Annotated in this window: 10 protein-coding genes; 3 read left to right on the forward strand and 7 right to left on the reverse strand. The window is 70.7% G+C overall.

What is annotated here, in order from left to right:
- Positions 1 to 40 precede the first annotated feature (40 nt).
- The 5 genes from OIE74_RS13765 to OIE74_RS13785 form a co-directional block, all read right to left on the reverse strand.
- Positions 41 to 1,282: an amidohydrolase gene (locus tag OIE74_RS13765; protein WP_329392283.1), complete on the reverse strand. Its 1,242-nt coding sequence runs from the start codon at positions 1,280 to 1,282 to the stop codon at positions 41 to 43.
- 247 nt (positions 1,283 to 1,529) lie between these two features.
- A complete protein-coding gene (locus OIE74_RS13770) occupies positions 1,530 to 2,597 on the reverse strand; it encodes a hypothetical protein (RefSeq protein WP_329382624.1) in 1,068 nt (355 codons plus the stop codon).
- A gap of 5 nt (positions 2,598 to 2,602) precedes the next feature.
- Positions 2,603 to 3,532: an N-acetylneuraminate synthase family protein gene (locus tag OIE74_RS13775; RefSeq protein ID WP_329382627.1), complete on the reverse strand. Its 930-nt coding sequence runs from the start codon at positions 3,530 to 3,532 to the stop codon at positions 2,603 to 2,605.
- 11 nt (positions 3,533 to 3,543) lie between these two features.
- Positions 3,544 to 4,761, reverse strand: coding sequence for an acylneuraminate cytidylyltransferase (locus OIE74_RS13780; protein ID WP_329392284.1), 1,218 nt, complete (start codon positions 4,759 to 4,761; stop codon positions 3,544 to 3,546).
- Positions 4,762 to 4,955: 194 nt separating this feature from the next.
- On the reverse strand, positions 4,956 to 6,281 hold the full coding sequence (locus OIE74_RS13785; RefSeq protein ID WP_329382630.1) for a DUF6716 putative glycosyltransferase: 1,326 nt from the start codon (positions 6,279 to 6,281) through the stop codon (positions 4,956 to 4,958).
- Between the two features lie 187 nt (positions 6,282 to 6,468).
- On the opposite strand from OIE74_RS13785, the gene OIE74_RS13790 reads away from it, so the two are divergent.
- The 3 genes from OIE74_RS13790 to OIE74_RS13800 all read left to right on the forward strand — a co-directional run bounded on the left by OIE74_RS13790 (position 6,469) and on the right by OIE74_RS13800 (position 9,802).
- Positions 6,469 to 7,449, forward strand: coding sequence for a glycosyltransferase family 2 protein (locus OIE74_RS13790; protein ID WP_329382633.1), 981 nt, complete (start codon positions 6,469 to 6,471; stop codon positions 7,447 to 7,449).
- A complete protein-coding gene (locus OIE74_RS13795) occupies positions 7,449 to 8,795 on the forward strand; it encodes a polysialyltransferase family glycosyltransferase (RefSeq protein ID WP_443076106.1) in 1,347 nt (448 codons plus the stop codon). The genes OIE74_RS13790 and OIE74_RS13795 overlap by 1 nt, the downstream gene beginning before the upstream one ends.
- Positions 8,796 to 8,941: 146 nt before the next feature.
- Positions 8,942 to 9,802: a hypothetical protein gene (locus OIE74_RS13800; RefSeq protein ID WP_329382637.1), complete on the forward strand. Its 861-nt coding sequence runs from the start codon at positions 8,942 to 8,944 to the stop codon at positions 9,800 to 9,802.
- A 76-nt stretch (positions 9,803 to 9,878) separates the two neighbouring features.
- Here OIE74_RS13800 and OIE74_RS13805 read toward each other — a convergent pair whose 3' ends face one another.
- Positions 9,879 to 12,260: a glycosyltransferase gene (locus tag OIE74_RS13805; protein ID WP_329382639.1), complete on the reverse strand. Its 2,382-nt coding sequence runs from the start codon at positions 12,258 to 12,260 to the stop codon at positions 9,879 to 9,881.
- The gene (locus OIE74_RS13810; RefSeq protein WP_329382642.1) at positions 12,257 to 13,795 is read right to left on the reverse strand and encodes a hypothetical protein; all 1,539 of its coding nucleotides are present in this window, start codon (positions 13,793 to 13,795) and stop codon (positions 12,257 to 12,259) included. The genes OIE74_RS13805 and OIE74_RS13810 overlap by 4 nt, the downstream gene beginning before the upstream one ends.
- Positions 13,796 to 13,816 lie beyond the last annotated feature (21 nt).

The following is a 13,816-nucleotide window of genomic DNA, read 5'->3' on the forward strand; positions in this document are numbered from 1 at the left end:
AGGAGGTGAGACGTCCGATTACGGGAAGGCGCACCCCCGGTTACGAACGGTCGCCATCGATCAGCGCGGCGGCGGTGAAAAGCTCCACGCCGACCTGAATCGCCCTTTCGTCCGCGTCGAAATCCCCCCGGTGCAGATCGCGCCGGGCGGTGTCGCCCGGTGTCCGTACGCCGAGGCGTGCCATCGCGCCGGGGACCTGCTCCAGATACCAGGAGAAGTCCTCGCCGCCGAGGCTCTGCTCGGTGTCCTCGATCGACTGCGCGCCGCGGCGCGCGGTCTGGGCGTCGCGCAGCAGCTCCGCCATCATCAGGTCGTTGACGACCGGCGGCACCCCGCGCACATAGTTGATCTGCGACTTGGCGTGGTAGAGCGCGGAGATCTCGTCGATCGCGGCGTGCACCAGGTCCGGCGCCTCGCGCCAGGACTTCAGGTCCAGGCAGCGGACCGTGCCGGAGAGTTCGGCGTGCTGCGGGATGACGTTGCAGGCGTGGCCGGCGGCGATACGGCCCCAGGTGAGCGCGAGCCCGGAGCGGGCGTCGACGCGGCGGGCCAGCAGCGCGGGCACCTCGGTCGCGACCTTCGCGGCGGCGGTGACCAGGTCGGTGGTCAGATGCGGGCGGGCGGTGTGGCCGCCGGGGCCGTCGAGGGCGACCTCAAGCCGGTCGCAGGCGGAGGTGATCGGGCCGGTGCGCAGGCCGATGGTGCCGACGTCCACGCGCGGGTCGCAGTGCACCGCGATGATCCTGCCGACGCCCTCCAGGACGCCGGACTCGATGGCGTCGAGCGCGCCGCCGGGCAGGACCTCCTCGGCGGGCTGGAAGATCAGCCGCACCGGCTGGGGCAGCAGGCCCTCTCGGTCGAGTTCGGCCAGGACCAGACCGGCGCCGAGGACGGCGGTGGTGTGGACGTCGTGGCCGCAGGCGTGCGCGCGGTCGGGCACGGTGGAGCGGTAGGCCACACCCGCCTTGGTGTCCGGGATGGGCAAGGCATCAATATCCGCGCGCAGGGCGAGCATGGGGCGTACGCCGGTGGCGCCTTCGCGGGTGCCGATGTCACAGAAGAGTCCGGTGCCGGTGGTCAGTACCCGCGGCGTGAGGCCGGCCCGCTCCAGGCGGTGCTTCAGCGCGGCGGTGGTACGGAACTCCTGGTTGCCGAGCTCCGGGTGCATGTGCATGTCGCGGCGGAAGGCGATCAGCTCGGTACGCAGGTTTTCGGACAGCGTGCCGGGCAGCGCGACGGCGCTGGGCTCACCGGAAAGGTCGGCTTGGGACTCACGGGACATCAACTGGTTCACCTGTTGAAGGGTAGGCCCCTTCGGGGGGCAACTGCCCGACGATCAACAAAACTTCAGCCCGAAAGGCGTAAGAAAAACGGGCGGCGAACGAATAGCCGCCTGTCCCGGTGGGTAAGCTCGGCCCTCCGTCGCGGAGCGATGACGGAAAGTAACGACCGTCGATTACCGGACGGCGAGATTCCGGGTACCCGGTCCGGATGCCGCGGCCACGACCTGGCTGCGGCTGCCCGCCACCTCACGCGGAGGCGGGCAGCCTCGGCAGCCTGTGTACGTCCCTCGCCGTGCCCGTGACACCGGACAGGAAGCCGTGCGCGCGCGGCGACGCGCTGTCCTTCAGCCACTCCGGTGCGATGTCCCACACGGCCACCCGCACGCCCGTACCGGCGAGCGCGAGCGGCAGCGTGTGCACGACCGTCGAGGGGAAGCTCAGCACGGTCGACCCGATCGGGCCGCGCCGTGCGATCAGCTCCAGCGGCAGATCGGGCCTGACGATCTCCAGACCCGTCTCCGTGGCGAGGCGGTGCAGCTTCTCCACGCTCTCCCTGCGGTGCGCGAAGTACCGCGTCGCGCCGTGCGTGCGGGCGAGCGAGCCGACCGCCGTCACGTAACTCTCCAGGTCGACCACGCCCGTCTCGACGAGCGAGGTGCCGACCATGTCGGCGCCCTTCGCGATCCGCGGCGGCCCGAAAGTCGCCTTGGTCCACTCGAAGGTGTTGGCCGTCACCGTGATGCCCGGCGGTGCCTCCACGGGCATCGAGGTGAAGACCTCGACGTTGCGGGTGCGCGACGGCGTGAGCCGGCGCCGCGCCACGGCGGAGACCGGCGCGAGCGCCAGCTCGCGCGGCCCGCGCCTGCCGCCCCGCCGGTGCCAGCGCACCAGCGGTTCGCCGTGGACGAGCTGCGCGATGAACTCCATCGTCGCCGTCCCGTCGTCCACGACGGTCAGCTCCTTGCTGCTGACGAGGGTCAGCATGAGCTGTACGTACCGGGAGAACGGGTCCCCGATGACGATCCGCTCCGCCTTGCGCAGCAGCGGAGCCAGCTCCCGTATCGTCCGCAGCGGCGCGCTCGCGCCGCCGCGGGCCTCCTGCCAGCGCACCGTGAAGCCCGCGTCACGGGCCAGCTCGGCCATCCGCCTGAGCTGGCCGCGCGACATGGGGTCGGTGGGCGACAGAACGATCACGGTGAGTTCCGCACCGATCGCGCTCGCGCGCGCCCACTCCAGCACGTTCAGGAGCTGGACCGGGCTCTCCACGAATGCGATGGCGCGAGGCGACGGGGCGCGCCCGGAGGGACGGCTCATGGCCCTCAGACCGCCACGGGCTTCGCGCCGTCCGCGGACTCGGCGATGACACCGGCGACCCGGCGGAGCTTCTTCATCGGGCCGAGCTCCGACTCGTAGACCTTCTTGACACCGTCACCGAGGGACGCCTCGATGGTGCGGATGTCGCGGACGAGGCGGGTGAGGCCCTGCGGCTCGACGGACGCGGCCTGGTCGGAGCCCCACATGGCGCGGTCCAGGGTGATGTGACGCTCGACGAACGCGGCACCGAGGGCGACGGCGGCGAGGGTCGTCTGGAGACCGGTCTCGTGGCCGCTGTAGCCGATCGGCACGTTCGGGAACTCGGACTGGAGGGTGTTGATGACCCGCAGGTTCAGCTCCTCGGCCTTGGCCGGGTACGTCGAAGTGGCGTGGCAGAGAAGGATGTTCTCGCTGCCGAGCACCTCGACCGCGTGCCGGATCTGCTTCGGTGTCGACATGCCCGTGGAGAGGATGACGGTACGGCCGGTGGCGCGCAGGGCGCGCAGCAGCTCGTCGTCGGTGAGCGACGCGGAGGCGACCTTGTGCGCCGGCACGTCGAACTTCTCCAGGAAGGCGACAGCCTCGGTGTCCCACGGCGAGGCGAACCAGTCGATGCCGCGCTTCTTGCAGTGCGCGTCGATCGTCGCGTACTCGTCCTCGCCGAACTCGACGCGGTGCCGGTAGTCGATGTACGTCATCCGGCCCCAGGGGGTGTCCCGCTCGATGTCCCACTGGTCGCGCGGGGTGCAGATCTCCGGGGTGCGCTTCTGGAACTTGACGGCGTCACAGCCGGCCTCGGCGGCGACGTCGATCAGCGCGAGCGCGTTGTCGATGTCACCGTTGTGGTTGATGCCGATCTCACCGGTCACGTAGACGGGGCGGCCGGGACCCGCGGTACGGGTTCCGAGGGTACGCAGGCGGGAGTTGGTGCTCATCGATGAGTTCCTTAACTGGTCGAGATGTCGGCGGTGGTGCCATGGGGGGCGGTGGGGGTGTTGACGTCCAGACCGGGTCCGAGGAGCCAGGTGGCGATCTCACGGATCGCGCCGGCGCCGCCGGGGGTCGTGGTGACGGCACGCGCCGCCGCGCGTACGGCGTCGTGTGCGCTCGCGACGGCCACCGGCCAGCCGGCGAGCGCGAAGCACGGAAGGTCGTTGACGTCGTTGCCGACGTACAGCACCCGCTCGGGTGTGACTCCGTGCTCGTCGCACCACTGCTTCAGTGCGAGGTCCTTGCGGTCGATGCCGTGGAGCACCGGCACGCGCAGCTTGCGGGCACGTGCGGCGACGACCGGGTTCTGCTCGGTGGAGAGGATGAGCAGTTCCAGGCCGGCGCGACGGAGGGCGGCGATGCCGAGGCCGTCACCGCGGTGTACGGCGACGGTCTCGCGGCCCTCCGAATCGACGAGCACCCGGTCGTCCGTCTGGGTGCCGTCGAAGTCCAGGACGACCGCGTCGATGTCGGCGCGGCCGGGGAGCGCGGGGGTGTCCAGGAGCGGCGACAGGGCGCGGGCGCGCTCCAGGTCGTGCGGGTCGTCGATCTCCAGCACCCGTTCGGGGTCGGTGCTCACCAGCTCGGTGCGCCCGAAGAAGCGGTGGCCTGCCTCGCGGAAACCCTCCGCGCGCATCGCGTAGGCGGCGCCCGTCTCCAGGAACTCCTGGGGGCGGTCCTGCCTGCGGGGACGGTTCGACTTGTCGTGGTTGACGCCGAAGCCGTCGCTCTCGGAGCGCCAGATGAAGCCATGGGTCGGGGCGACGGTCAGCGCGCTGTCCGCGCCCCTCTCCGTCACGGCGGACACGACGCCGTCGAGGTCGCCCGGCGTGATGAAGGGGCTGGTGCACTGCACGAGCAGGACCACCTCGGCCTGGTGCGCGGCGCCGCGCATCGCGCCGTACGCGTCCATGGCGTGCAGGACGGCGGCCTCGCTGGTGGCGGTGTCGCCCGCGATGGCGGCGGGCCGCAGCACGACCTCGGCCCCGGCGGCACGGGCGGCGTCGGCGATGGCCGCGTCGTCCGTGGAGACGACGACGTCGGTCACCAGACGGGCGGCGCGGCAGGCGCGCACGGCCCGTACGACGAGTGGTACGCCGCCGACCTGGGCGAGGTTCTTGGCGGGGACGCCCTTGGATCCACCGCGGGCGGGGATCACGGCGAGGACGGACATGGACGGTTCTCCTTGGTTCACTGCGTCCTGCTGGTTCTCCGCGTCGGTCCGGCCCGACGGGCGCTCCCCCGACGCGGCGTTCGGGGTCTCGGTGGTCCAGCCGGACCAGCCGTAACCGGCGAGTACGTCGGCCGGCAGAGGGCGTCGGCGTACGCGGGGCACGGGGACGCCGCGGGGGCCCGGCTGGTCCGCGCTCACAGCTCGCCCATCCGGCGGATCACCGGGGCCACGCGCTGGACCCCGTGGCGGTAGGCGCCGCGGGCGGCGGCGCGCACGGTGTCACGGACGACGCGGCGCACGCCGGTGGCACCGGCCGCCGCCGTACGGTTGGACGCCGACAGCGGGTTGCCGTCGGGCGCCAGGTGGTAGCGGGCGAGGAGGCCGGGCAGATAGCCGGGCGCGGTGGTCGCCGTGTAGTACGGGGTGATCGGCGGCAAATCGCTGTCGGCCAGCAGCTTCGCGACGCGCTCACGGGCCAGGTCGAACGCGGAGGCGTACGAACCGTCGGCGGCGACGCCCTGCCGGTCCGCCCAGACGGGGTCTGCCTTGGGCCGCTGCCCGCCGTCGAGCTGGTCCCAGGAGGCGAGGCAGCCGGAGCCGATGAAGTGGTGGTTGCCGAGCGGTTCGCGGATGCCGAGGTCGGTGAGGATCGCGGTGGGGATCCGGCGGTGCAGGGACTCCAGCGCCGCCGTGGAGGAGACGGTGACCAGCAGGTCGGTGCCGTCCAGGACCTCGCCCATGTTCCCGTACACCAGGCGGAAGTTGGGCGGCAGACCGCCGGGCAGCTTCTCGGCGAGGCGCTGGTACGGGTACTCCTCGACGTGCGTGGTCTGCTCCCCCACGCGGCTGCGCAGTTTGAGCAGGACCTCACGGCGCGGGTGGAGTCTCGCGTGCTCGACCAGGCGCCGCAGCAGATACATACGGTCGGACCGGGTCAGCGGGACGGACGGCTGGGCCGCGAAGACGACCGTGTCCCGGCCCTCTTCGGGGGTGTACCGGGCGCCGCCGAGGAAGGGCAGCGCGGCCTCGGTCACCGAGTCGGACCCGGCGCCCACGCCCTCGTAGACGGCGCGGAAACGCTGCGCGTCGTGGCGGGAGTTGGCGAGGACGATGTCCGCGCCGTGGCGCAGCAGGAGCCCGTCGGAAAGCTTCTCGTAGACGACGCCCACGTAGCCGGTGACCAGCGCCGGCCGCTGGGGCAGGCCGAGGGCGGATATCCCGTGCAGCATCGCCTGTACGGCACCGCCGACGAGGGCGAGGACGACGACGTCGTACGACTCCGCGCGCAGCAGGTCCAGGAAGTCCGTGCCGGTCATCTCGCGCAGCGCGTCGGCTTCGGCCCCCACCTCCTCCAGCTGGCGGGCGGTGGGGGTCGCTCGTCCGCGCAGCAGGAACCCGCTGAGCTCGATGTCGCGGCCTTCGGGCGTGATGCGGCGCGCGGTCAGCGCGCCCCACTTCCACCGTGTGTCGGAGTCGGCGAGCACAGCGACCCGGACCGCGTTGCTGGTACGTGATGGCACGTGTTGGACGTTAGGAAGGCATTCCGTTTGGCGGCCCAACGGAACAGCAATAAAGGGTTAACAGAGGGTCGACAGCGAGCGAAATGGCTCGGGAACGGCGCAGGTTAACCATCCCGCCATCCTTCGTTCACCCGGCGTACCCGCGGATGTCGGAACGAAAGACGTGCCGCCGCCTACCGTCACCCGGGTGGTCAAGCTCTCTGTCGTCGTGCCGTTCTACAACGTGCAGACATACGCCCCAGAAACCCTTCGAAGCCTCTCGGCGAACAAACGGGAAGATTTCGAGTTCCTCCTCGTCGACGACTGCTCGACCGACGGGACCCCTGAACTTCTGCGGCGGGCGGAGCGAGATCTCCCCGGCGCCGTCCTGCTGAGACACGAGAAGAACGGCGGACTGGCCACCGCGCGCAACACCGGTCTCGAAGCGGCGCGCGGGGAGTACATCACCTACCTCGACGGCGACGACTGGGTGGCGCCGGGCTACTTCGAGCGGCTGCTGGCCGCCATCGAGGACTTGGGCTGCGACTTCGTGCGCACCGACCATGTCCAGTTCACCGGCCGGGTCCGCACCGTGCACCGGGTGCCGGTCGGCCCCCGCGGCGAGGTCCTGAAGCCGCGCGAGACGATCCTGCCCGCCGACAAGACGACGTCCGTGGACTACGCGTACGCCTGGGCCGGCGTGTACCACCGCCGCCTCGCCGACCGGGGGCTGCTGCACTTCACCGACGGGCTGCGGACCGCCGAGGACCGGCCGTGGATCTGGCGGCTGCACCGGGAGGCCGATTCCTTCGCCGCCGTGGGGCTGCTGGGGCTCTTCTACCGGCGCGGCGTGGCCTCGTCGCTCACCCAGATCGGCGACGTACGGCAGCTGGACTTCATCCGCGCCTTCGACCAGGTCATCGAGGAGACGGCGGCCGATCCGGAGGGCGAGCGGTTCCTGCTGAAGGCCGTACGGACCTATCTGGCCATCATTTCCCACCACTTGGCGGCGAAGGACCGGTTCGAACCGGCCGTGGCACGGAAGTTGCGCACGATGAGCGCCGCCGCCATGAAACGGCTGCCGCAGGACGTACTGAAAGAAGCGCTGAACTCGATGGACCTGGACCGCTCGACCCAGTTGCGCAGGCTGCGCAGGCGCCAGGGCGCGAACGGGAAGGCCGCGGCCTGATGATGAGCTCCTTCTCCCGCACGACGCGGGTCTTCTACGCCTCCACCCTCTACGGCGCCGCCACGCTCACCGCCGCCATCGACGCCGGGCTCTTCCCGGCCGCCGACCGGACCGTCCTGGTCGTGAGCAACAACGCCGGTACGCCCGAACTGACCCCGGCGGTCCATGAGATGCCCGGTTTCGCGCGCCTGCGCCACCGCTTCGACGACATCCTGTCGTGGAACGAGACCATCGCGCCGTTCCACCCCGGCGGCTGGGTCCCCCGCGAGGACGACCTGCCGATCTGGGAGCGCCATCTGCGGCTCGCCTGGGGCCTTGGCGACGACACGGTGGAGCTGGTCCTCGAATCGATCCAGGTCAGCCCCGCGCTGACGCTCGCCGAGATCTTCACGGCCGCCCGGATCGAGGTGTACGCGGACGGGCTGATGAGCTACGGCCCCACCCGTAACCGGCTCGACCTCCAGGTCGGCGCGCGGATCCGCAGGCTGCTCCATCTCGATCTGGTGCCCGGCCTCAAACCGCTGCTGCTCACCGAGTTCGGCGTTCCCGCCGAGACGGTGCCCACGTCGGACTTCCTGCGGGTGCTGGACCAACTGGCGGATGCCGCACGGGACTTCGAGACTCCGGCCATGGCCCCCGCGCTGCTGCTCGGGCAGTACCTCTCCACGCTGGGCATCATCACCGAGCGCGAGGAGGAGGAACTGCATCTGGGGATGGTGCGGGGCGTCGTCGAACTCGGCCACAAGAACGTGGTGTTCAAGCCGCACCCCACCGCGCCGGCGATCTGGTCCCGGCGGCTGGAGGAGGAGGCGACGAGGCTCGGCGCCGAACTGACCGTGCTGGACAGCCCCGTGCTCGCCGAGGTGCTGTACCAGCGGCTCAAGCCGGCGCTGGTCGTGGGCTGTTTCTCCACGGCGCTGTTCACGGCGTCGGCGTTCTACGGCCTCCCGGTGGCCCGCACGGGCACGGACATGCTGCTCGACCGGCTCTCGCCGTACCAGAACAGCAACCGGGTGCCGGTGACGCTCGTGGACGCGCTCGTCCCGCCGCTGGACGACGACGGTACCTACAGCCCGGAGCCGGAGCCCGCCGAGCTGGTCGCGGCCGTCGGCTTCGTGATGCAGCCGCAGATGCACCCCGAACTGCGCCCGGCGGCCGAGAAGTTCCTGGCCGGCCGGCTGGACCCGCACACGCTGCGGTACTTCAAGCGGCGACGGCTCACCACGCTCGGCCTGCCGGGGGCGGTCGGCCCGCAGCTCGTGCGGATCCCGCAGAACGCGGCGGCGCAGCGGGTGGTGCGCCGGGCGAGGCGGCTGCGCAGGGCGGTCCTGAGACTGCGCGCCTGACGGGCGTTCCGGGCGGCTTCTGCCGTGCGTTCATCCGTTAACCGTTAATCTGCCATCCATTCGGACGATAGTGACGTTTTTGATCCATCTGGCGGTAATTGAAGGAAAGTCGCTTTCCTCACCGCCGTAGCGGCGTTGATAGCCACGTGGAACCACGTGAACTCTGGGATCGGAACAGCGTCCTCGCCGAGGCCTTCTGCGCCAGCGACGAACAGGTGAAGCAGGCCCAGGCCGTGCTGGACGAGGCACAGGCCGAGCGGAGCCGTACGCTCGCCGCGTTCGCCGTCACCGTCGGCAACGACGGGGCGGTCGCGGATCTGATGGGGCTGAACGAGCGCGAGGTACGGCTGGCGCGGCGCACGGTCGGCAAGACCAACGCGCGCAGCGTCGCCGAGGAGCTGCTCGACCGCTTCCCGCAGGCCAGCACACAGCCGATCCCGCAGGCGCAGGTCGCCCCCGCGGCGGCGCCGGCCCCCCAGCCGGCGCCCCAGCCGCCACCGCCCGCGCAGCCCGTGGAGGAACCTTTCACCACGCAGACACCACAGGTCTCCCCGCCGGCCCAGCCACCTCAGGCGACCGAGACATCACACGCATATCACCAGCACCAGGCGCCCCTGGGCGGTCCCGCGGAGGTCCACCTGCCGCATCCGCGCACCGAGACCTCGCCGCTCCACGAGATGCCTCACCACCAGGACGCCGACTCCTCCCTGTTCCATATGTCCGAGGCCGAGAGCAACCCGGTGGTCTGGTCGTCGAGCATGGACTCGGTGCTGCTCTGGAGCTGGCAGTCCGGGCTCGACCTCCAGACGGTGGCCGGTGAACTGGGCCTGGACGTACGGGCGTTGCTGATGCGCGTACAGGCCCTGGCCGACAACGGCATGCTGACCCCGGCGTCCCCCCAGACCGTCGACGCGAACCGGTCGGGCCGGCACCGCAGACACTACGAAGAGGGCTACGCGTCGCTCTTCACCCCCACGGCCACGTTCCCCACGCAGGTCCACTACTGACGGCGGGACGACAACGCGAAGGGGGCGGGCCGCCGAAAGCGGCCCGCCCCCTTCGCGTTGTGTACGTCCCCGAGGATCAGGCTCCCAGGATCGCCCGCAGGTCCCCCGCGTTCGACTGCGTCACCTTCCACAGCTCCTGCTGCCGGCCGTGCACATCGGCGACCGACGCGGCGTGGTCGCTCAGCAGCCCCAGCGCCCGCTCGGTCAGCACCGCGCCGAGGTTCTTGTCATGGACCGAGACGCCCCACTCCGGGCGGTCGATGTCGCTGAGGAAGTACGCCATCTTCGGGTGCGAGATCAGCGAGATGATCGGGGTGCCGCAGCCGAACGGGATCATCCCCGCGTGGCCGCGCATACCGATGACCAGCTTCGTACGGGCGTAGGTGTCCCTGATCGCGTCGTTGTCGAAGTCGTACATCGGGATGACCGGCAGCGACACGTCGTGCTCGCGCCGCAGGTCGAAGGCGATCTTCTCGTCGTCCAGCGAGTGCGCCACGCACTGGACCTCGGCATGCTTGTCCAGCGCCCGTACCGCCTTCGCCATCTCGGCGAGGAAGTGCGCGTAGTCGTGGCCGAAGCGCAGCCCCGCCCGGTCGTACGCGGCGTTGATCATGACGGTGTTCTCGCGCTGCCCGGGGGCCGGGTCCGACCAGCCGTCGACCAGCTGCCGGGTGACCGTGGTCGGGCACGGCTGGAAGCGCACCTTGTCCTGGAGCGAGGCCGGCAGCAGCGCGCGGACCTTCTCGATCGAGCCGTGGTTGCGGAGCGCGAAGAAGGCGCTGCGCTCGACCAGTTGGCGCAGCGAGGAGTTGAAGCGTCCGGCGCGGTAGGACTGGCCGTCGAAGGCGTTGAAGCCGACCGCGTACACCACGATCGGTACGTCGATGCCGTTCAGGTTCTCGTCGGGGACGTTCCACTGCCAGGCGCTGTTGCCGTTGGGCGCCGTGTCCGGGATGAAGAGTCCGCCGCCGCCGATGACCAGACCGCGACGGGCGTTGACGCGCTCCAGCGCCGCCTTGTCGAAGAGCCGGTGGGCATGGATCGAGTGCCAGCGGCGCGGGCCGGTCTCGGTGTCGGCGCCGCCGTTCGCACCGGTGCTGGTGCCGACCGCGAGCCGTACGGACTCCGGCAGGAGCTTGTCGCCCGCGTTGCCCTGCTGCGGCATGTAGAAGGCCACATGGGCGAGTTGGTCGTCGGGCATGCCCTCGCGCGGGGCCGGCAGATCGTGGCCCTGGGTGCGCAGCCGCATCAGCCGGTTGGGCCGGTGCGTGGGGTCGACGGCCAGACCCCGCATGGCGTACGCGTGCGCCGCCGAGTCGTCGCCGTGGATCCAGGCGATCTGCGCGAGCCGCCCGAAGGAGGTGGCGGCGCGGACGGGCGAGCCCGCCGCGAGGTGCAGCTGGACCTCGGCCTCCTCGTAGCGGGAGACGCTCATCAGGGCATGGCCAAGCACCTCGTGCGGCCAGGTGTCGTCGACCGGGATGTGCACGCTGCCGAGGATGTCGGCGGCTTCCTGGAACCCGCCGGCGTTGATGTGCGCGTGCGCGACCTTGCGGGCGCTCTCGACGTCACCGGTGCGCGCGACGTGCTCGGTGCCGTACTTGACGACCAGATCGTGGTGCATGGTGCCGGAGAGGGCCATGTACGCGGCGTAGAACTCCGCGTTCGTCAGCTCGGACTCCCGCCAGCGGTCCTCGGCCTGCGTGTAACCGGACTCGCCGCCCTGCCACGGCTTGTGGCGCCCGGTGAAGTGCAGGATCGCGGTGTCGTCGGGGACGGGCTTGTCGCCGGAGAGCCGCCGCTTGACGAAGTTGTAGCGCGAGTCGAGATGGACGAAGTCGCCGTCGAGCACCGAGTTGAGGATGCCCTGGTCGTGCTTGTCGAGCTCGTAGTCGCCGCTGCGTCCGGTGGCGTCGATCCGCGCGCAGAACTCGTCGCTCAGATACTCGCGCTGGATGACCAGCAGTCCGCTGTTGAGCTTGTGCTGCCCGTAGAAGAACTGCGGTACGGCGGCGAGACCCTCGCGCAGCTGGAGCAGTTCGGACAGATCGCCGAGGACCACCATGTCGGTGTCGAGGGTGATGATCGTGTCGTAGTCGCGGAGCCGGAAGACGTCGAGGATGAAGTACGCCTTGCGGACCAGGTAGTTGTCCTGGTCGCCCTTCTCGTAGCTGTCGTAGCGCGCGGCGTCGACACGGTGGAACCGGACCCGGGGGTGCAGTGCCCGGATCGAGGCGACCGACTGGGGCCGCAGATCGTCGTGGAGGACGATGAAGTCCTCGCACACACCGGGGTTGGACAGCGCGAGGCTGCGCAGCAGCGCCAGGAAACCGGGCAGATAGTTCTCGTCGACGAAGGACGCGAACGCCAGACGTCGTTTGCCGGTCAGGGCGTTGGCGGACAGCGGCGCGGCAGCGGCCGATGCCGCCCCGGCCGGGGCATGGGGGGTGGCGGTCATCGCAGGGAGATCCTCGTGTCGGTCACGCTCTGGGCGCGTTCCATGACCCACGCCTTTTCGCTGGTGTACTCGTGCACGGACGTGATGGGCATGCGCATCGCTTCCTTGATGCGGTACGCGCCGCTCTCGTAGAAGTCGAAGCCGAACAGGTCCAGCTTCGGGCTGGCGTCCAGGAAGTCCAGCAGCCAGAGCATGTTGAAGCCGCTGGTCGGGATCGCGGGCCACTCGTCGTTGCCGACGCGGCCGATGTTCCGCAGCGGCCAGCGCAGCGACTCGTCGTTGACGTAGTCCTGCGCGCCGGGGACGAGCCGGTTGCGCAGCGAGTTCTTCCAGTCGCCGCTGAGACCGCCGAAGATCAGCCGGGTGGTGACCTTCTTCTCCCAGTTGAAGCCGTGCTTGTGGATCGAGGCGTGGATGTCGGTGCGCCTGCCGGTGGCCGCCGCGTCGATCTTGTACGAGTTGAAGCGGACCACCAGGTCGTACGAGTCGATCTCGGCGCCGAGCGAACTGCGGCCGACGCTCTGCGAGTTGGCGATCAGGCAGATGGACTTGCCCGCGACCTGGTTGCGGAACTCGCCCAGGGTGAGCCACTGGACGTCGCCGAAGGTCGGGTCGGGGACCGGGCCGCGCTGGCGGTTGCGGCGCATCTCGCCGTAGAGCTCGGCCAGTTGGCGTACGTCGCCGTCGGTGGTGAGGGCGTCGGCACGGCTCAGGCGCAGGTCGAGGTACTGCCCGATGGACACCTGAAGGTCCGTCACCGGGCTGCCCTCGCCGCGCATCGCGAGCAGCGCGCCGATCAGCCGCGCCTCGGCGCCGGCGAGGTCGCCCGCGTCGTGCAGCGCGACACCGTCGGCCCAGACGTCGGTGGCGGGGCCGTCCGCGTACACCGAGGCTCCCGGGCAGCCGCGTTCGAGCAGCCGCAGGATGTCGTCCTGCTGCTCGCCGGCGGTGTGCAGGCCGGCGATCCGGGGGGCGACACCGAAGCCGTCCTCCTCGGTCAGGTCGAGATAGCGCTGGTACGCGGCGATGGTCGCGGGCTCGTCGCCCATGGCCTCCAGCGTGCGGGCGCGCAGACGCCAGCCGGCCCGCGAGTTCTTGCGCTGGGTCAGCACGGCGTCGGTGATGAGCAGCGCGAGCTTCAGCTCGTCGTCGTACCCGGTCTCCAGCGACTTGTTGCCGACGGCCAGCAGCGCGTCCAGCAGCTCACCGCTGAGCGAGCCGGTCGGCCCGGCGACGACCTTCTTGGCCGCCCGCCGGATCAGCGGCGTACCGGCGGGCGCGGCCTGGGCGCTCTCGCCGGAACCGGTGGCGTGGGCCGCGAGCACGAGGCGCAGCTTCTCGGCGAGCTCACCGCGCTTGCGGTCGAGGCTGCCGACCATCTTCCCGCTGTGCGCGGCGCAGGCCCGCAGGCACACGTCCAGCTCCGTCGGTGTGATCCGGTCCCCCCGGCCCGGGGCCTGCCCGGCCCCGTCGGGCGGCCCGGCCGGGCTGTCCCCGTCGCGCGGCCTGAGCCATCGGTTGCGGACCTTCGTCATGGTGCTCCCAGCGTCTGTCTG

Source organism: Streptomyces sp. NBC_01716 (assembly GCF_036248275.1).
Taxonomy (GTDB): domain Bacteria; phylum Actinomycetota; class Actinomycetes; order Streptomycetales; family Streptomycetaceae; genus Streptomyces.